Below are 20,440 nucleotides of genomic sequence, written 5' to 3' on the forward strand. Positions count from 1 at the left end.
ATTTATTCTTGTATTATAACATATTCGGTTATAAGCTACAATTACAGTAATTGCTTATCGGTTCGGCTATTCCCATTATCGTATTAGAACAAAAGATTTTCAACTACACCCAAAACATTGGTCTGAACATGTTCAAGCTTTGCTTTCGCTTCATCAATTCCGTTATCAGTCACACCATAATAAATTTTTATTTTCGGTTCGGTTCCTGAAGGTCTTATACAGAACCATGATTTGCCGTCCTGCAGTTCATAATATAAAACATCGGACTTAGGCAAATTGGTTGATTCCCTTTTACCCGTGCTTATTTCATATCTTTCGCCCTTTTGATAATCTCTGACAGCAGCAACCTGAACAGTTCCGAACTTCGTAATTTCATCTTTTCTCAATTTTTCCATGGCATCCTTTATTTTATCTACGCCTTCTTTACCTTTGAGGGTATAGGATTTAATTCCCTCTATTGTATACCCGTATTTGTTCAATAACTCCATTAAAGCGTCATAAAGAGACATATTTTTTGATTTATAATATGCTGCCATTTCTGCAATCAGCATTGATGCAACAACAGCATCCTTGTCTCTCACGAAAGTTCCTGCCAAATATCCGTAACTTTCCTCAAACCCAAAGAGATACTTCTTATCTCCATTCTCATCAAGAAGTTTTATCTGCTCACCGATAAACTTAAAACCGGTAAGCACTTCAATGAGTTCCACACCGTATTCTTTCGCAATCTGTTTTGCAAGCTCTGTGGTTACAATAGTTTTTACCACAAAGCCGTTTTGCGGGAGTTCTCCCTTTGCTTTTTTCTGCGAAAGAATATACTCTAAAAGCAAACACCCTGTCTGATTACCGGTAAGTGTGACATACTCACCGTCCCTATTCCTTGCGACCACACCAACTCTGTCACAGTCAGGGTCCGTACCGATTATAAGATCAACATTCTCTGCCTTTGCCAGCTCTATGGCAAGGGTAAAGGCTTCTTTTTCTTCAGGATTCGGATATGCCACCGTTGAAAAGTTTTTGTCGGGAAGTTCCTGCTCCTTTACCACAAGAACGTTTTTAAAGCCAATCTCGTCAAGTATTCGTCTGACCGGCTTATTCCCCGAACCATGCAGCGGCGTGTATACGATTTTAAAATTCTCTCCAACACTCCTTGCAATGTCAGGATTTACGCAAAGGGTTTTAAGCTTTGATATGTAAGCATCATCCACTTCCTTACCTATAATCTTTATAAGACCCTTTTCAATGGCTTCATCCTTATCCATCAATTTGACGCATGTTATGTCTTCAATCTTGTTCATGAACTCAAGAACCTTGTTGGACTCTTCCAAAGGAAGCTGTCCTCCGTCTTCGCCATATACCTTGTAACCATTATACTCTTTAGGATTATGGCTTGCAGTTATAACTACACCTGCAGCCGCTTTCAAATGTCTCACTGCAAAAGATAATTCCGGAGTAGGTCTCAACTCATCAAACAAATAGGCTTTTATCCCGTTTCCTGCAAATACTTTTGCCGTTTCAAGGGCAAATTCCGGTGACATGTTCCTCGAATCGTAAGCAATGACAATCCCTCTGTCAGCTGCACCTATACTGTTTATAAAATCAGCCAGACCCTGGGATGCCCTTCTTACAGTATAAATATTCATCCTGTTTGTTCCTGCTCCGATAAGTCCCCTAAGCCCTCCGGTACCAAAATCAAGATATTTGTAAAATCTATCTTCAATTTCCTTAGGATCATCCTTTATCTTTTGCAGTTCTTCTCTCGTTTGCTCGTCAAAATACTCATTTCCTAACCAAAATTTATACATTGCACTACTTGATATTGACATACATTACTCTCCTCTATCCTATTTTCTATATAACAGTGCTTTTTAACATCATCCGTATGTAGCAAATGTCAAAAAGCACTTTTTATCTGTGAGTCTCGCCCACAACATATATTTAACTGATTGCTATGCATCAATTTTACTTTATTATTATATTAATATAATATTAGTATTTCAAATTTTCAGTAACTAGTATACCATATTTATTCCATTTTACAACCGCAAACATAGATATTATCATAATAAATAATGTAAAGCAACTGTTCCACAAAATTATGTTTATTCCACGATTTCTCTTTCCATAAATAATATCCCCTCAATTTGCACAGTATAAAAATAATTTTTTGTGAAAAAATTTTTATTTTTTAATAAAATCGCATCCTAAATATTATAAATATTTAATATTATAAAGGAAGGCTATTGCACCGGTTTTTCCGCGTAATAGCCCGTAATTTTATCCCGCTTTACTTATTGACCACGGCATTGAAAAGGTTCATTAGCAACTTCTATCTAATTTTTTATTGCTTCTTTAAATACAAGTTGCAATTGCTTTTATATTGTAAAATAATTGTATATATAAATATAAAAATCATAGCACCAATTTTGACCCTTCCATTAATGACTTGCCATCTACCTCAATTCTGACCGGTATAAATATGAAATCCATATGAAACTGCGATGAATTTTGATAGTGTCTTGTCAAGTGGTGTAAATTGTTTTCTACTATGTTTCTTTAATTTCCGCTAATGTGGTTGTCAAGGGCCCAAACCGGGCTTTTCCTTGACAACCACATTCCGCCATGCTCTCTTTATTGTGCCGAGGGATGAGGGGAAGAAGCAAGTTACATTTACCTCATCCTCCGCAATTTTCCAGTGTAGCATGGCGGACACTGCCTAAGGCCATTTAAGTGTAGTAAAAATAGCCTCGGGATTCAGCTAAAAAAGCAAGCTAACTTTATTTGTGCAATAATGCCTCTGGGGCCAAACTATATGTCCCAATTGCAGGCTTTACCAACTTATTCATTGATTCTTTACTAAAGTACCTTCGACCAATTTGCCATTCCTCGTGCTGCTCTATTAATATTGATCCAACCAATCTTATTACTGATTCACGATTTGGAAATATACTTACCACGTCAGTTCTTCGCCGTATTTCCCTGTTTAGTCTTTCTAATGGATTCGTGGAATGTAGCTGTGCCCAATGTTCTCGCGGAAACTCCATATACTGCAACACATTCTCACATCCATTTTCCAAGACTTCCATTGCTTTCGGAAATCTTCCCTTTAACTGTTCTACAACTGTATATAATTGATTCTTAGCTGTTTTCTGGTCCGGTGCTGCAAATACTGTTCTTACTATTGCTGATACCATACCTTGCTGTTTCCGTGGCACCTGACTTAATACATTCCTCATAAAATGCACTCGACACCTTTGCCACGAACAACCTCCTAAAACTTCTGAAATCGCCTTTTTTAACCCTTCGTGAGAATCACTAATAACAAGTTGGACTCCATGTAATCCACGATTTACAAGTCGGCGTAAAAACTCTGTCCAGAATGGCCCGCTTTCTGTAAGTCCAACATCAAAACCCAAAATCTCACGTTCACCATTTTCATTAACACCTACTGCTACAACCAATGCCATGTTTTCTACATGTCCACCTTCCCGTACTTTTGGAAATGTTGCATCCAACCACAAATATGGATATTTAATTGTTAATTTACGGTTTACAAATTGAGTAACATATTCATCAAGTTCTTGGCTTATGCGTGATACTTTACTTTTATCAATACCTTCCATACCAAGTGCCTGAACTAATTCATCCACTTTTCGGGTGCTTATACCATGGATATATGCTTCCTGAACAACATTAACAAGTGCTTTTTTCCACATACGCCTAGGCTCTAGAAAACTTGGGAAATAGGTTCCCTCACGAAGTTTAGGTATTTTTAAATCAATGGTACCAAGACGGGTATTATATGGTCTGATTCTGACACCATTCCTTTGATTATTTCTTTCTTCTGTACGTTCATACTTATCTGCACCAATTTTTGCAGTCACTTCAGCTTCCATCAACTTATTTAGTATTAAAGCCATCAGATCTCTCATGAAATCTCCATCTTTTACATGTCCATAATACTTGAAAATTTCTTCGATTAGTGGCATTATATCTTTTGTAGCCATGATATGACCTCCTCTACTTTTGTTTGGCTAACATAGTAGAAAACCATATCGTGGCTTTATTTTCAAGGGACAATATTTTCCAGTAATTTTAAGTCATCAATTTTACACTACTACTTAAGACTATAACCTCTATTATTTAACCAATTATTTGTTTTTTGTAAATAAAATACAATATGACATAGTATTAAATACATGATATAATTTACCATATATTATAAATTTTTTTATTGTAATATAATAATATAATTTTTTTCAGATAAAGTAAATCCAATTCGAATTGGGGTAATAGGATGTGATTTTATGTATTACAATCTTGAAGCATTTGGTAGGAAAATAAGTCAAATTAGAAAAAATTTAGGTTATACTCAAAAAGATATATCGAACTTATCTTCATTAACTATTGAAACTTTAAGAAAAATTGAAAACGGAAAAGTATTGCCTACACAAATAACCTTAGAATTACTTTCACCTATATTAAAAGTGGATCTAAATCAGCTTTTGCTCAACTATAGAATTCCCAACTACGACGAGTTTAATAAATTAAAGAACAAAATAGAATGCAAAATTGAAAATGGCAATTATTTTAATTTAGAAAATGATTTAAAATATATGAAGAAAATTTTAGATAAGCAAAATCTAAATAATTATGCTTATAAATTAATGCATCAATTCTACTATTTTGTCGAAGCAATTATATTAAAAAAAATATATAAAGATTATGAAAAATCTTTATCAAAGCTAATTTTTGCAATGAAAGTAATGACTCCCAAATTTAATCAGATTAAATATAAAGAATTTGTGTATTGTGACTTTGAAATTAGGATTCTGATGAATATTGCTCTGTTATTCAGTGAATTAGAATCAGTTGAAAAATGTCAGGAAATGCTTCTTTTCTGTCTAAATTCCATAAACTCAGATGAAATTAACATAAAACTCAAAATACTATATAATATATCATATACTTTTCATAAAATGAACATGCACTCAAAAGCTTTATATTTTGCTAATGAAGGAATAAAATTGTGTATAGAAAATAATAAACTTAATTGCCTAGCTCATCTTTACTCCCGTAAAGGGATAGCCCAATACTTTCTTAGAGATGAAACATATATAACCTCATTAAGAACTGCAATAAATTTGTATAATATAACAAATCAAGATAATTTTAAAAAACTATTGATAAAATTTTGTAAAATATATAAAATCGATACAACAAAACAACTCAATAGGAGTATCGATAATTTTCAAACTAAACTGACCAACATCAGTTTCTCACTCATATGAAAACTAAGAGTTGCAATTTTTGCATTATAAATCAATAATGCCTTCTAGATTTAACACATTTATGATATTCTTGTTTCTCGCAAATATACAACCCTCATGTTAACATATTTTTAATAATCATGAGAGTTAAATCTTTCTTTATAGCCTTTTATGTGATAAAATTGCAGTATGTTCACCCGAATCAACTGAAAATTAACATATCATCAGGTAAAACATTCTTATTACTAAAGTAAAAGGGTGTGCACTTTGCAATTTTATATAACTTACACAAAAAAACGGAAGTGAGAAGTGATAAAATGGATCAAAATAGAATAAACAGAATAAATGAATTGGCCAGAAAATCCAAAACAGTGGGGCTCACTCCTGAAGAAAAGCAGGAGCAGCAAAGGCTAAGAAACGAGTATATCAACGAATTCAGGAACAGTTTGAAGTCTACCCTTGATTCAATTGTCATTATGGATGAAAAAGGTAACAAAAGGCCATTAAAACAGAAAACAAATACGACTGAAAAGCATTGATTTATATATGTTTTTTAAACGACCTTTTTATTTTTGGAAGAAATTAAAAATAATTTTTTAAAAAAGTGTAAATTATTAAGATTTTATGTGAAATTTTTCGCATTACACAAATAATTTAAACGGTTATCTTTATTAGCAATTTGCTACCGATATTTTCGGCAATTCGGTGCTATAACATCTTCACCAACTGTGTTATAATAAAATTGTAACACATTCTACCTCCCTTAAACGTCAGGTATAAGGAGATAAATAGACTTATGAAACAGGGCAAAATCATTGAAAGATGATGACGCAAAGCTTTGGGTCTAAGTTAAGGATGAATATCCTTAATATGATCGCCAGGCTGCCATAAGAGTTCTGTTTATTCTCTTTAAAATATATGGAAAATAGGTCTACTTAATTTCCTTATACCGCTTTTTTTATTTACTGATATTTAAATACTTTTAAAATATAAAGGCCTTCCTGTTTTCCTATTAACAGGCAAGGCCTTATCTATTGCGATAATTGCTGTATTAATAATCAGTTTGTCAAATTATGCTTGAAAGCATAAATAGCCGCTTGTGTTCTATCGGATACGTTCAATTTCCTGAAAATATTTGAAACATGGTTTTTAACTGTCTTTTCGCTTATGTACAAACGTTTGGCTATTTCCTTATTTATCAGGCCCTCGGCTATAAGCTCGAGTACTTCCATTTCTCTGGCAGTAAGGTTTGTTTCCTCATTTTTGGCTTTATCACTTAAGGTGATTTTATTGAACTCCTTTACAAGTTCTTTTGTCATATTGGCCTGTATATACGGCTGCCCATTGTTTACACTTCTTATGGCATCTACCAAAACACTCGGTTCTGCATCTTTCAACACATATCCCTCCGCTCCCATTTGAATTGTTTTAAAAAGATACTCTCTATCGTCATGAATGGTTAACACAATAATCTTAGACGGAATATTGTCTTCCTTTATTTCTTTTATAGCCTGTAAACCATTCATTCCGGGCATATTAATATCCATTAGTATAACATCGGGGTTGCACTCTTTTGCCAGCTTTATAGCTTCCTCTCCATTAGGTGCCTGCGCAATCACAGTCATATCGTTTTCAAGCTCCAATATCTGCTTGAGACCATGTCTCATCATAGTATGATCATCTGCTATCATAACGCGTATCTTATCCATTTGAGACCTCCTCGTGCGGAATTAAGGGTACAGTTATATCCAATCGTGTGCCTCTGCCTATAGCAGAATTAATTTCAAATTTTCCGTTTAACAGATCGACCCTTTCCCTCATGCTATAAAGACCGAATCCGCTGTTTACATTGTCCTTTCTGGTCTTCAACTCCTCGGTGTTAAACCCTTTGCCGTTATCCGCAACTTTAAGCCTTAATTCCCTTTCCAAAAATTCCAGACTGATTGAAACCTTGGTAGCTTCAGCATGCTTTCTTACATTATTTACGCTTTCCTGGACTATTCTGAAAATTGTCAGGGATATTTCAGGTTTTATCTCTTCACAAACGCCTTTTGTCTTAAAATTAACCGCAATATTTGATTCCTCCTGAAAAGTAAGGATAAATCTCTGAAGTGTCGGAACCAATCCTAAATCATCCAAAGACATAGGCCTTAAATTGTATATAATTTTTCTTACGTCCTGAAGGGTGTCCCGAACTATGGATTTCAAATTTCTCAGTTCTTCCTTGGCTTTTACAGGATCGGAATCCATCAACCGTTCACATATCTCTGCTTTTAATACAATATTGGACATTAACTGTGCAGGACCGTCGTGCATCTCCCTTGCAACCCTTTGACGTTCTTCCTCCTGAGCTTTGATTATTTTTAGTCCCATAATTTGTCTCTGTTGCAAGTCCTCAAGCTGAAGTGTCACTTGCTGAAGGTCCCCGGTTAGGCAGCTTAAGGATATTCCGATGTTTGAAATAAGCCTGTCCGCCTTTTCAGCCGTTCTGATGGAATCTTTCAGTCTAATCTCCAATTCATTTCTTCTTCTTATCAAATACTGCTCCTGTTCACGTTTTATAGCCAATTCAATCCGGAGACTGTCCGCTTTTTCATATGCTTGTTTTGCCTCTTCCTCGGTGTATTTGTCGTAGTTTTTATTTATTATCATTAACTGCCTCTTGACTTGCTTCAGCTCACTTTCCAAAAATTCAACATCGTCAATAAGAAGGGCAGCTCGTTCTTTGAGTTCTTCAAGCTCTCTTTTAAGCCTTTCGCATTCCTTTCTTGCGTTCTCAGCTATTTCAAACAGTTCAGTCTTACTGTTGTTTATTGCTTCAATAGTTTTTTTTACAATTCTGTCTAAATTAGCTATATCCACTTTATGATTAGTCACATTTTTTTACCTCTCCAAGTTTACTTAAAAGAGAATTTCAGCCATCATTTCAAAAACTCTGATTATCCATCAAAAACTCAAATGATAAGGGATTTATCTTTTGAAATGTGTTTACAATAATTTTATAAAAAAAGACTAAAAACCTTTTCTCTATTTTTATATCGAAAAATTTTGAAATTTTTTTATACTTTTTTTAAAAATAATTAACTGGAATAAAAAACATGTTTTAATGGACTTGCAGCACTTAATCCTTCGATCTTTTCAACGTTATGTAAACTTTTGCTATTCAAAAAAGTTCAGTAATATTTCATTTAATTCATAATAGAATAAAATTATAGCAATCAATTTTTTAGGGGGAAATATGAGTCTATACGCATTTGCAGTATTGTCCGGCATGCTTTTAATTGCCTTATACAATTTTAAGCCGACTTCGGTAATTTACTTAAAGCGCCTTTCACTCCCCATAATATGCACAGTTTTTGTACTATTACTGATTATTTTTTCAAACACCGCAGTTAGTTCAGCATCAAGAGGGTTAAACCTATGGTTAAATGTTGTATTTCCATCGCTCTTCCCCTTCTTTGTAGCATCGGAAATTCTTTACCGTACCGGATTTATAAAATCATTGGGTATTTTGCTTGAACCCATAATGCGTCCACTTTTCAACGTCCCAGGCTGCGGCTCTTTTGCCCTTGCTATGGGAATAACCAGCGGCTATCCTGTAGGCGCAAAGCTTACTGCCAAAATGCGGGAAGAAAAATTGCTCACAAAAACCGAGTCGGAAAGGCTTCTTTCTTTCACCAACAATTCGGGACCGCTTTTTATCGTTGGTGCAGTCGCTGTAGGCATGTTCAACACCCCCAAAATCGGCTTTATCTTACTCTTTTGCCACATATTAGCCTGCATTACTGTTGGAATATTTTTCAGATTTTATGGCTGTAAAAAAACTTCGGGTAAAAATCCTGAGTGCAGCAATATTTTAAAGAAATTTAAGAAGGAATTGGCAAATACTCAGTCGGTAAACATTGGTGAAATATTAGGGGATTCTATTCGCAGTTCAATAAACACCATACTTACAATAGGCGGTTTTATTATACTTTTTTCTGTAATTATAAACCTTTTGCTGGAGACTGGCGTAATAAACATTGCAGCCGCTTTTTTATCTCTGCTGTTTCCTTTATCGGGTATTTCCCGGGAAATAATCTCTTCTGTTTTGAGTGGCTTTTTTGAAATTACAACCGGGATAAACATGATAAGTAAATTGGAAGGAATATCTTTTGCACAACAGCTTTCGGCAATAAGTCTGATTTTAGGATGGGCAGGTTTATCAGTCCATTTTCAGGTTTACAGCATAATTTCAAAAACTGACATCAGTATAAAACCCTATTTATTCGGAAAGCTTATGCATGGACTTTTTGCAGCCCTTTATGTATCGATTTTCATGAATCTTTCTATTATACCGGACTTAGAAAGCCAGAGTGTTTTCGGTTACTTCACATATACATCCGATTGGAGTTGTTTAAATTACTTTGTAAAATCAATTGAAAACGTATTAATTTCACTTGCTGTTTTAATTGTGATGGCAGGAATATCATTTTTAGTTAAAATATGCAAAAGGCTTAAAGAATAAATAAAGATAAGATGGTTTTAAAAAACTATCCCGTCACAATTATCACAATTAATTTTTAACCGATTGAAACGCTTCCAAACAATATTTAAATCCTATTTGCATTTAAAAAAGCAGCTAATCCTTTAACCATCCATCAATGCAAAAATTATTTCATTTCTTTGCGGTTGGCTCTTATAACTTCAAGGGTTTCCTCAAGTATCTCCTCAACTTTGCTAAGTACATTATCCGCATATTCTTTGGTGCCAAGCCTTATCTCACGGGCATTTTTTTGTGCATTTGATACAATTTCATTTGCCTGTTCATAGGCTTTTTTTGTAATTTCATGTTCATCAATAAGAGAAGCTATTTTGTTCTCAGCATCTTTAATGATATTATTAGCCTCTTTCTGGGCTTCCAAAAGAATCTTCTGTCTTTCTTCCTTTACCCATTTTGCCTGTTTGATGTCGTCAGGAAGTTTAAGTCGCATTTCTTTTATTATTTCAAGTATCTCTTCCCTGTCAACCATACACTTTCCGGAAAACGGCACACTTATACTTTTTTCAATGACCTCTTCCAGCGTTTCAATTATCGATAGTATCTCCATTAAAACCCCTCCCAGGATTTTTTGAGCCAGTGTTTTTATACAATGCTAATGTTTAAAAATCTTTGACGTATTGGTGCAAACTATGTAAACCCGCACTTGCTTATAACATTACTTCTATTAAACTGAGCCATGCTGCGATAAAAACGGTTATTCATTAAATTTCTTCATTACCTCGTCTATAATGCAATCGGGAACCAAACCTTCAATATTCCCTTTGTGCCTTGCCAGTTCCTTTACTGAACTTGAACTCAAAAATGAGTAATTTATGCTGGCCATCATAAACAAAGTCTCTATATTAGGGTCCAAATTCTTATTCAACAATGCCATCTGCAATTCGTATTCAAAATCCGATACAGCTCTCAAACCCTTTATTATCACTGTTGCATTCTTTTTTTTCATAAAATCAATCAAAAGACCTGAGAAACTCTCGATTTCGACATTAGGTACATCGGCCAGGGCACAATGCAGAAGCTTTACCCTTTCTTCCAATGTAAAAGTCGGTTTCTTACTGCTATTAATCAATACTGCAACAATAAGCTTGTCGCACAACAACGCAGCTCTTTTAATTATATCCACATGTCCGTTGGTAACGGGATCAAAACTCCCCGGATAAACATACACTCTCAAAGTCTGCTACACTTCCTGTCTATAAAATGATATAACGGTATCTCCGTATTTCTGCTTTCTAAAATTCTTTAATGTTCCAACGCATTCCGGAACAACATCTTTCACATCATGTTCAGCTATAATAAGAGTATCCTGTTTTAATACATCGGTATCGGCAATGCAAGCTAAAGTCTCATCCACCAAACCTTTGCCGTAGGGAGGATCCAAAAATATTATATCAAACTTGCTATCCATCTGCGAAAGCATACTTAAAGCAGTACACACATCCATTGCATGGATTTCCGCCCGTTCAGTAAATTTGGTATGGTTAAGGTTCTCTTTAATAATTTGGCAGCACTCACGGCTTTTGTCCACAAAGACAGCCCTGCGCGCTCCTCTGCTTAAAGCTTCAATTCCAATGCTCCCGGTTCCGGCAAACAAATCCAAAACATCCTTGTCGAAAATAACGGGAGCAATTATATTGAAAATTGACCCTTTAACTTTGTCCGAAGTAGGCCTGGTCATATTACCCTTTGGCGTTTTAAGTTTATGGCCTTTAGCTTCTCCCGATATAACCCTTAGAATAAATATTCCTCCATTTTTTTACATTCAGAAAGAACAATCTGTCCATTTAAATAATTAACCTAATGATATTTTATATTACCACATATAATTGTCAACTACAATAATACATTTAATTCATTGTTATATTATAAAGTTTTTCATTTAGTATCTCCATCATTTTTAATTTTAAGCCGTAATTTTCTTCTTTTTCAAGGTCCCTATCCTCGCTGATAAGCTTCAAAGCCGCTTCCTGAGCTTTTTTCAAAATATCGATATCCTTATACAGGTTGGCAATTTTAAGTTCCGGTATACCATGCTGCCTTGTACCGAAAAACTCTCCAGGTCCTCTTAATTCCAGGTCTTTTTCGGATATTACAAAGCCATCGTTGGTTTTTTGCATTATTTTCATTCTCTCCCTGCACACCTGTGTTTTTCCATCACTATAGAGAATACAATAGGATTGATGCTTACCTCTCCCAACTCTTCCCCTCAGCTGATGCAGCTGAGCCAAGCCAAATCTCTCGGCATTTTCCACAACCATTATTGACGCATTGGGAACATTGACACCAACCTCAATCACAGTAGTCGAGACAAGAATATCAATTTCTCCCTCAACAAATTTTTTCATTACCTCTTCTTTTTCTTTAGATTTCATCTTGCCATGTAATAGCCCCACTTTAAGGTCCCTAAAATCCTTTTCTGCAATGTCTTTGGCATGTTGTACCGCCGATTTGGCTTCTATTTCACTTGATTCTTCCACCAGAGGGCATACAATATATACCTGCCTTCCTTCACTGACCTCTTTTCTTATAAATCCGTTTACCCTTTCCCTCATGCTCTCATCTACAGCATAAGTCTTAACCGGCTTTCTCCCCGGCGGCAGCTGGTCTATAATGGATATATCCAGGTCACCGTATAAAATCAGAGCCAATGTTCTGGGGATAGGTGTTGCAGTCATTACAATAACATCCGGTGCCTCTCCCTTCTTTGACAGCAACGCTCTCTGCCTTACACCGAAACGGTGCTGTTCGTCGGTAATGACCAGTCCCAATTTCATAAATTCTACATTATCTTCAATCAGTGCATGGGTACCTATCAAAATATCAATCTTTCCCGACCTTATCCCTTCCAGTATTTCATTTTTCTGATTCTTCGTCTGGTTTCCTGTCAGCAAGGCTGTATTGATACCGAAAGGTTCCATTAGGCTGCTTATTAATTGATAATGCTGCTCTGCCAAAATTGCCGTAGGAACCATCAATGCACCCTGATATCCGTTTCGTACCGCTTTGAACAGTGCCATTGCTGCCACAACTGTCTTACCGGAACCGACATCTCCCTGAACAAGCCGGTTCATGACATTACTGCTTTCCATATCCCTTTCTATTTCCTCAAAAACCTTTCTCTGGGCATCGGTAAGCTTAAAGGGAAGGCTTTTTATAAAGTCCTCCATCTCCGGCACCTTTGAAAATTCAATACCCTTATTGTTATTTTCAAAGGCCTTTTTCACACTCAGAAGGCAGAGCTGTAATATAAACAATTCCTCAAATACCAATCTGTACCGTGCGTTCTTAAAATCCTCATCACTTCTGGGAAAATGTATTTGCCGTACTGAATAATTTATTTCGCTCAGCCGATACTCTCTTAAAATCTTTTCAGGAAGAAATTCGGTAAGCCTTCCGTCTACCAAATCAAGGGCATTGCTAATTACCCCTCTGATAGTATTTTGGCTTAAATCAGCTGTTGAAGGGTATACGGGAACAATCTTCAGAACATTTTTGGCTATCCCGTCCTCCAACTTTTCGTAAACGGGATTTTGGACTTCAAGATTTCTGTATTTTCCCGATATCTTTCCAAAGAAAATATATCTTTCTCCCGGCTTTAAAACCTTTCCTATATAATGCTGGTTAAACCAGGTAGCTGTGATAGCCCCTGTCTCATCTTTTATCAGCACTTTATACATGGTAAGACCTTTTCTAAATCTATGCTCGGTAACCTTTGATGCAATAATGCCTTCAAAAGTGCAGGATTCTCCATCCACAAGCTCACCGATTTTTTTCAGCCTGCTTCTGTCTTCATAATCTCTCGGATAGTATGTAATAATATCTTCAACGCTATATATTCCAAGCTTGTGAAGCTGTTTTGCCCTGGCCTGTCCAACACCTTTTACCTTTTGAACATCCATTTTCAAAAGTTCTTTGATATCTTCCTCCATAGTACACCTTAACGCCATTTTGTTTTCTTTTATTTTACCATACCAGTTATATATTCCAAAGCAAAATAAAAAATTTGTAAAAAAACTTGCAGTGGTTCCATAGTTTATGTTAAAATAGTTGTTGTTTTGAGTTAAGGATCAAAATTATTATAAAGAATTGGGTTTCTCCAACTTGAAGGAGGTGTAGTTATAAATGGCAAAATGTGATGTATGCAATAAAGATCATCTTTTTGGTTCAAAAGTCAGCCACTCTAACAGGAAGACAAACAGAGCCTGGAAGCCGAATGTAAAAAAGATAAGAATAATTGATAACGGAACCCCTAAATCAATAAATATTTGTACAAGATGCTTGCGTTCCAATAAAGTAACAAGAGCAGTTTAATCGTGAAAAGACATTCATCTATTGAGGTAGCTACGGCTGCCTCAATTTATTTTGTTAACGGAAAGGTAGAAGAATAGTTTAAAATTGAGATGGCTGTTTGTGCCATCCCAATTTTGATATATCAAAAAATTCGGATAGTTTATATTTTTTAATCCACTTAATATCAAATAATAAAAAGGGATATTAACCCCTTTTATACATAATGGAAATACAAGGTTCTATCCCATTCTTAGTACCTTTTTAAGTATATTTCCAAAAAATTTGGGCATCTTTACCACTAATATCTTCATAATAAAACACTCCTCCCCGGTAAAAAGCTCCCACTACTTTATATTTATATACTATTCAAACTTGAACTTTTTGGTGATTATTTTTACTTTACCGGAAAACAGGTTTTATTGACACTAACTGCTTTTTTGAACCGTAACGCTTATGAAACCCAATACCAGAACTCCTAATACTGCCCCGAGTATAGATGGAATTACAGCTATATCAAAGATTTTAGGTCCAAAATTATTAAATAAGGGCATATAAGCACCGATCCATGCACCGACCAGGCCTGCTACTGCAGCTTCACCAGCCCCTCCTTTAATTTTTCCTGCAAGCAATGAATTCAGAACGCTTCCGCAAATTATTGCTATTATTACAGTTAAAATAAATCCGCTCATAGATACTTCCTCCGGTAAATCATATTATAATAATTTTCTGCTGAAAATATTATAAATATAAATGTCAAGGAACCAATTAATATGTTTTTATTATATTTCCCAATATAAGTTTTATTTACTCTTTTCATGAATAAAATTATATAGTAAGGTTTCTCATCACCTTATTATGGAGGATTGAAAATGTATATAATTTATATCAGAAATTATAAAAAAAAATTATTATATCTTTTTCTGATTATTCTTTTATGGACAGCAATGTTTTTTGCTGCAAGCGTATTTATCGGTCGAACCTTTGCTTATAATTTAACCATAAACGATTATTTATCTTTTTCCTATCCTCTGCAATACACCATTGAAGACATATTCATCAATGAAAAGGTCCAAGGCAATACAATTGAGGCCAATTACAACATAGCTCATCATATCCCTCTGAAATTCTCAACCTATAAATCCATTGAGGGTAAATTTTCCTTCGATTACCCTACAGCTTTTGAATTAAAGGAACAATATTTCAGCGGTGCGGAAATTTTATACCATATAGGATTTAAGGACAAAAACAAGCCTATTCACGGGTTCGTGCAAGTATGGAGCCTGCCTTACTCCCTTGAAGAGTTTTTGGAAAAATCCAAGGCAACCTCAATGCAAAATTTTATAAACTTTACTTCACAGCCAATTACAGTAGACAATAGCAAGGGTGTATTCTGGAGATACAGTATCCTTACCGATAGCGATATGAATTACAGAGGTTTGGAAGTGTTCTGGAAAAAAGACGATAAAATGTACAGAATAAGCTACTTTGTTCCCGAAAATCAGTGGAATGAAAAAGAATATGAAACATTTTTAAAGATTGTAAATTCCTTCAAAACCTACTAGGCCTTTTAATCAATACCCTATTCACAGTTTAGAGATTTATGACTTAAGAATGTTATTTACTAAATCAGACATTTGAATCCACAACACTGGATATATCGGTATTTGCAATTTTTACACAGTTTCTTCCGCTTGCCTTAGCATCATACAAGGCATTGTCAGCCATTTTCAAAAGCTCCGACTGGGTTGATGATATTTCGGGATAGGATGAAAGACCAAAACTCACCGTAACAGAAGCAGTGACCAACTCATCCCGGATAACTGTTTTGGCAATTTTCTCCCTTAACGATTCAACCTTGTCATAGGCCTCTTTCAACCCTGTTCTGGGGAACAATACTACAAATTCTTCCCCGCCGTATCTTGCAATAATATCTCCGCTGCGCAGAGAATTTTTCAACATATTGCTGATATCTTTTAAAACCTTATCTCCAAAGAGATGTCCGAAGGTATCGTTAAAACGCTTAAAATGATCAATGTCAAATATGGCCAAAGAAAGGCTGTATCCTTCCTTTTGCGCATTTTCAAACTCTTTTTGCAGCCGTTCCTGGAAGTACAATCGGTTGTAGACCCCTGTTAAATTGTCAACAGTGGCCATTTCATGCATTTTCTCGTACAATTCAGCGTTTTCAAGGGCAATACTGACTTGCTGTCCGATAATGTTGAGAAGGCGCAGATTATCTTCATCAAAAGCATTAAAGTATTTATGCTCAACCAATACAAGCCCGAAATTTTTCGTTTTCGTGACAAGGGGGACACAAATCAATGAACTTACATTTCTATCCTCAGTAAATGGATATTCTTTGGAATCGACAAAATTCTCCAGAAGTGGCTTTTTGCTTTTAAGAACATCTTTTAAAGCATCGCAGTTTATATTGTCAAAAAGCGCAATAAGTTCATCCCTATTGGATACATTAGTTGTATGAACTCTCAATCGGTCTTTTTTTTCATCATACAATACTATGGTGGAGTTGTTAACTCCCATTACTCCAATTATTATATCATTAACGTGTTTTAAAAGCTCTTTTACATCAAAAATCGAACTTATTGCCTGTGTAATCTGCTGTACGGTGTAGTATTCAGCAATACTTTCCCTCAGTTTTTTATTGGCTTCTTCAACTTTATAATTGGTTTCTTTAAGTTTCTCATTTTGAAGCTTAGCTTCCTGCTGTTCCGTTTCCAATTGCCTTATCTTATTTTCCAACTCACTATACAGTTCTTTGTTTTTCTTTTCCTTCTCGATTTCATCGGCAGATATACTTCCGTATATTATGGAAAATATGAACATTAGAAAGTATACAATTACATTTATCAATAGTCTGCCCTGCTCGACAATTGACAGTTGTGACTTCTGATAAATGAAGCAATATAATAGGCTGAAAATAAGGTCACTCACCATTATAAAGACCGCTATAAAAAACGCATCCTTCTTTGACCTTCTGCAAGCAGCCAAAAGTATTATAACAAACATAAAAGGATAAATCAGTTGACCCAATTCCAGAAATCTCAATGAAAAGGTTATCGTGATTATCTCTAAAGCCCTAAGTCCCCAGTATAAAACATTGTTAGTAAACAAATCTCTATTTATTGCCAGCTGTTTCAATAAATTCAACAAAACCAGTGCAAATATAAAAACCAGCCTGTAAACAGATTTTTGGTGAAACTGCAGATTGTTAATGTAAAAAAAATCGCAGATAATTTCTATACACAAGGCCATTGTAATAAATATCCAGGACAGATTAATATAGATTTGCTCATATTTTTTAATTCTTTTCACGGCCTCACTTCCCTTACAGCTGGTATGGTATTTAATTCATAAAGGCTTTAAAGTTTTAGCAGACTAATTTTTATCCCAGTATATATCAATAACATCCCCGGAATTCACAATATCGGTAAAAGCTGCATTTTTGCCATTTAGCTTCAATACTATATTCCCCTTAGGTTTTGACAAATCAAAATCAATATAGTTAAAAATATCGACAAATATAAATTTGGAATCATTATTGTTTTTTATCGACATATTCTCCCCGTTAACAATTATATTCAAACAATTCTCTCCGGTAAGAACATCTCTTGGTTTTGCCTCTTCTGCATAAGAGTCCATATTCCCATAGTTTGAGTCACTTTCATTGTTTTCTGCAGTTTCGATTTCATCTTCAATATAATAATCGTCGTTATTGTCGTTATTATTAATATCAATGTTATAATCCACATCAATTTTTTTAAATTTTTTAGAAATATATTCCACTTCGTCGGAATCTTTTAAAATATAGTCCTGCGGTACCTCTGTTCCGTTAACTTTTATATCAAATTCCGAAGGGTCAATTTCACATACTTTAATCAGGTCACCCATTGTTATGATTTCTTCAATATTTACAATATCACCATTTTGAATGTTTTCATTGATATCTGCTGATTTTCCGTTAATGAAAATTTTAGGTTCCAAAGTAATTTGAGCACCATTTAAGCAGATTCTTCTCACAGAGATATCTTTTACAAGTTCCGATGCTTTTATTTTTGCATCTGCACCGTCCACTGCCGGCAGTATTTTTATATCATCTCCATTGTTTAGAACTGTCTCAAGATTTGCCGGTTTATCATTAACGAATATTTGGGCACTGTTTCCCGTTTCACCCATTACCGTCTTTCTTACCCCATTTAATTCAAAATCAATGTTTTTACCGTTCTTTCCAATTAGATCTCTAGGGTTAAACCCGATTAAAACAAGTGCATCCGCCACTACAAGCTTCTTTGAATTAAACAGACGGACTTTCTGCCCGTTTATTGCAACACTTATAAAATCATGCCCCCGCTGCATCTGTGACGTAACAGCAATACCTATGGGAGTAATGGCATCCGGTCCTGCAAGTTTTTTACTGCTAACTTTGACCTTCGAAAAGAACTCTTTTCTCCTGACAACCACTCTGTCATCAGTCAATCCCAATTTTGAAGCTATCAGTTCGGTAAGGCACGGAATCTGGCTTCCCCCGCCAACCAGAAATACTGCATTCGGAGCTTTATGATTATATTCAAGAATTTTTTCGGCCACCGTCTGGGCAAGCAATTCCACTGCCGGTTTTATTACCTCCATCACCTCGGCAGTTTCAACAGTTCTCTTAATGCCCAAAACATCGGTAAAAGCTATTTTGTCTTTCTTCTCACTCAATAATATTTTAATCTTTTCAGCAGTGTTGAAATCGACAAGATAATGATGTGCAATTTTTTCGGTAATCTCATCTCCGGCTATGGGAATCATCCCATAGGCAATTATACTTCCGTCTCTTGTAATAGCCATATCGGAAGTACCGGCACCAATGTCAACTAATGCAAGATTCAACAGCCTCAAATCTTTGGGTATTGCTACATTAATCGCTGCTATCGGTTCAAGAGTAAGGCTGACCACTTCAAGCCCTACCCTGTTCATAACGGTATACATGCTGTCAATTACAGCATGGGGTAAAAAAGTAGCCAATATATCGGCACCAACCTTTTTGCCTCTATGCCCTGCCAGGGCAGAAATAACATAATCATCCAGATAATAATTTACCACACTGTATCCAACGCAATAAAACCGAGTTCTTTCCTCTTTTGATATTTCGTCATCAAATACCGCCTGAGCACGCTGAATACCTTCCAACTCCAAACTGCTTACCAGTTCAAGATCAATCTCCTTTGTGGAATCACACTCACGCTCAACATGTACCTGACAAGTCTTCAATACTCTTCCTGCTGCTGCAATGGCCACCTTCGACAAACTCATCCCCAGTTTTTTTTCAAGGCGTTCTCTAACTTCCTTTACAACAAGGGCAACACCTTCAATATCATGAATCTGACCGTCCAACATTGACCGGCTTTTATGCTCAACAATCTCTGAGGCAATTACCTTAAATTTGTCCTTTTCCTGCACACCCACTATTCCGATTACCGTTCTTGTACCTATGTCCAATGCAAATATTATATCTTCCTGATTTATGGTATCCTTTTTTAAACTGCTATTCTTTGCTTTGTCAGCTGCTTTATCAATGATTTTGCTTTTGCTGGATTTAGCAGACATCAGTATCCCTCGCTTTTGTATATTAACTTTTATTAAACGTTTTCATTATAATGGGTTATCCTTTGGAAATCCTTTCAGTTCCATAATCACAGTAGTTTAAAATGGCACATTCCTCACATTTAGGTTTTCTGGCATTGCATACAGCTCTGCCATGGTAAACCAACTGATGACAAAATTTACCCCATCTTTCCTTTGGAACTATCTTCATTAAATCATATTCAATTTTTACCGGGTCTTCATTTTTGCTAAGGCCAATTCGATTGCTAAGCCTTTTGGCATGGGTATCTACAACAATTCCGGGAATGCCGTATACATCGCCCAAAACAAGATTTGCCGTTTTCCTGCCCACTCCGGGCAAAGTGAGTAAATCATCCAAATTGTCCGGAACTTTACCGTCAAATTTTTCAATTAGGATTCTGCAAGTTTCTTTAATGTTACGGGCTTTGTTGCGGTAAAAACCTGTAGGTTTAATATCCTGTTCCAGTTCACTTAAATCTGCGTTGGCAAAATCATAAACAGTTTTATACTTTTTATATAATGACTGTGTAACTATATTAACCCTTGCATCGGTACACTGGGCAGCCAATTGAGTTGAAATCAAAAGCTGAAGCGGATCTTTGTAATCAAGAGTACAATCGGCATCACTGTATAATTTATCGAAAATTTTTATTATCTCAATAACCTTAGATTTCTTGTCCATAAGAACTCTCCATTCTTCCTTCTTATT

General features: G+C 35.4%; 17 protein-coding genes and 1 riboswitch. Of the genes, 5 read left to right on the forward strand and 12 right to left on the reverse strand.

The window, feature by feature from the left end:
- Positions 1-83: 83 nt before the first annotated feature.
- Positions 84-1,820 (reverse strand): phospho-sugar mutase, encoded by a 1,737-nt coding sequence (locus CLOCL_RS10865; RefSeq protein ID WP_027621685.1) that lies wholly within the window; start codon positions 1,818-1,820, stop codon positions 84-86.
- 957 nt (positions 1,821-2,777) lie between these two features.
- Positions 2,778-4,007: an IS256 family transposase gene (locus CLOCL_RS10870; RefSeq protein ID WP_014255406.1), complete on the reverse strand. Its 1,230-nt coding sequence runs from the start codon at positions 4,005-4,007 to the stop codon at positions 2,778-2,780.
- Between the two features lie 300 nt (positions 4,008-4,307).
- Here CLOCL_RS10870 and CLOCL_RS10875 point away from each other — a divergent pair, with 300 nt between their 5' ends.
- Entirely contained in the window at positions 4,308-5,291 is a 984-nt protein-coding gene (locus CLOCL_RS10875; RefSeq protein WP_014255407.1) for a helix-turn-helix domain-containing protein, read from the forward strand.
- Between the two features lie 296 nt (positions 5,292-5,587).
- On the forward strand, positions 5,588-5,809 hold the full coding sequence (locus CLOCL_RS10880; RefSeq protein ID WP_014255408.1) for a DUF896 domain-containing protein: 222 nt from the start codon (positions 5,588-5,590) through the stop codon (positions 5,807-5,809).
- 256 nt (positions 5,810-6,065) lie between these two features.
- A riboswitch (cyclic di-GMP riboswitch) is annotated at positions 6,066-6,160 on the forward strand.
- Positions 6,161-6,328: 168 nt separating this feature from the next.
- Here the strand turns inward: CLOCL_RS10880 and CLOCL_RS10885 are convergent.
- Together CLOCL_RS10885 and CLOCL_RS10890 are read right to left on the reverse strand one after the other, a co-directional pair.
- Positions 6,329-6,979 carry a response regulator gene (locus CLOCL_RS10885; protein ID WP_014255409.1) on the reverse strand — a complete coding sequence of 217 codons (651 nt, stop codon included), beginning with the start codon at positions 6,977-6,979 and terminating at the stop codon, positions 6,329-6,331.
- Entirely contained in the window at positions 6,972-8,147 is a 1,176-nt protein-coding gene (locus CLOCL_RS10890; protein WP_014255410.1) for a sensor histidine kinase, read from the reverse strand. Before CLOCL_RS10890 ends, CLOCL_RS10885 begins: the two co-directional genes overlap by 8 nt.
- A gap of 361 nt (positions 8,148-8,508) precedes the next feature.
- Between CLOCL_RS10890 and ylbJ the strand changes: the two genes are divergently transcribed.
- The gene (ylbJ, locus tag CLOCL_RS10895; RefSeq protein ID WP_014255411.1) at positions 8,509-9,777 is read left to right on the forward strand and encodes a sporulation integral membrane protein YlbJ; all 1,269 of its coding nucleotides are present in this window, start codon (positions 8,509-8,511) and stop codon (positions 9,775-9,777) included.
- Between the two features lie 145 nt (positions 9,778-9,922).
- Here ylbJ and CLOCL_RS10900 read toward each other — a convergent pair whose 3' ends face one another.
- The 4 genes from CLOCL_RS10900 to recG form a co-directional block, all read right to left on the reverse strand.
- Complete coding sequence (locus CLOCL_RS10900; RefSeq protein WP_014255412.1) at positions 9,923-10,360, reverse strand: hypothetical protein; 438 nt, start codon at positions 10,358-10,360, stop codon at positions 9,923-9,925.
- Between the two features lie 147 nt (positions 10,361-10,507).
- A complete protein-coding gene (gene coaD, locus CLOCL_RS10905; protein ID WP_014255413.1) occupies positions 10,508-10,987 on the reverse strand; it encodes a pantetheine-phosphate adenylyltransferase in 480 nt (159 codons plus the stop codon).
- Positions 10,988-10,993: 6 nt separating this feature from the next.
- Positions 10,994-11,557, reverse strand: a complete 564-nt coding sequence (rsmD, locus tag CLOCL_RS10910) for a 16S rRNA (guanine(966)-N(2))-methyltransferase RsmD (RefSeq protein WP_338029056.1) — start codon at positions 11,555-11,557, stop codon at positions 10,994-10,996.
- A gap of 103 nt (positions 11,558-11,660) precedes the next feature.
- Positions 11,661-13,742 carry an ATP-dependent DNA helicase RecG gene (recG, locus tag CLOCL_RS10915; RefSeq protein WP_014255415.1) on the reverse strand — a complete coding sequence of 694 codons (2,082 nt, stop codon included), beginning with the start codon at positions 13,740-13,742 and terminating at the stop codon, positions 11,661-11,663.
- A gap of 193 nt (positions 13,743-13,935) precedes the next feature.
- On the opposite strand from recG, the gene rpmB reads away from it, so the two are divergent.
- Positions 13,936-14,124: a 50S ribosomal protein L28 gene (rpmB, locus tag CLOCL_RS10920; protein WP_014255416.1), complete on the forward strand. Its 189-nt coding sequence runs from the start codon at positions 13,936-13,938 to the stop codon at positions 14,122-14,124.
- A 404-nt stretch (positions 14,125-14,528) separates the two neighbouring features.
- On the opposite strand, the gene CLOCL_RS10925 is transcribed toward rpmB, so the two are convergent.
- Positions 14,529-14,792, reverse strand: coding sequence for a hypothetical protein (locus tag CLOCL_RS10925; protein WP_014255417.1), 264 nt, complete (start codon positions 14,790-14,792; stop codon positions 14,529-14,531).
- Between the two features lie 180 nt (positions 14,793-14,972).
- Between CLOCL_RS10925 and CLOCL_RS10930 the strand changes: the two genes are divergently transcribed.
- Positions 14,973-15,665, forward strand: coding sequence for a PsbP-related protein (locus CLOCL_RS10930; RefSeq protein WP_014255418.1), 693 nt, complete (start codon positions 14,973-14,975; stop codon positions 15,663-15,665).
- A gap of 64 nt (positions 15,666-15,729) precedes the next feature.
- On the opposite strand, the gene CLOCL_RS10935 is transcribed toward CLOCL_RS10930, so the two are convergent.
- The 3 genes from CLOCL_RS10935 to nth all read right to left on the reverse strand — a co-directional run bounded on the left by CLOCL_RS10935 (position 15,730) and on the right by nth (position 20,413).
- On the reverse strand, positions 15,730-17,436 hold the full coding sequence (locus CLOCL_RS10935) for a sensor domain-containing diguanylate cyclase (protein WP_014255419.1): 1,707 nt from the start codon (positions 17,434-17,436) through the stop codon (positions 15,730-15,732).
- Between the two features lie 63 nt (positions 17,437-17,499).
- Entirely contained in the window at positions 17,500-19,713 is a 2,214-nt protein-coding gene (locus CLOCL_RS10940; RefSeq protein WP_014255420.1) for a cell division FtsA domain-containing protein, read from the reverse strand.
- 55 nt (positions 19,714-19,768) lie between these two features.
- A complete protein-coding gene (gene nth, locus CLOCL_RS10945; RefSeq protein WP_014255421.1) occupies positions 19,769-20,413 on the reverse strand; it encodes an endonuclease III in 645 nt (214 codons plus the stop codon).
- Between the last annotated feature and the right edge of the window lie 27 nt (positions 20,414-20,440).

It is taken from the genome of Acetivibrio clariflavus DSM 19732 (assembly GCF_000237085.1).
Taxonomy (GTDB): domain Bacteria; phylum Bacillota; class Clostridia; order Acetivibrionales; family Acetivibrionaceae; genus Acetivibrio; species Acetivibrio clariflavus.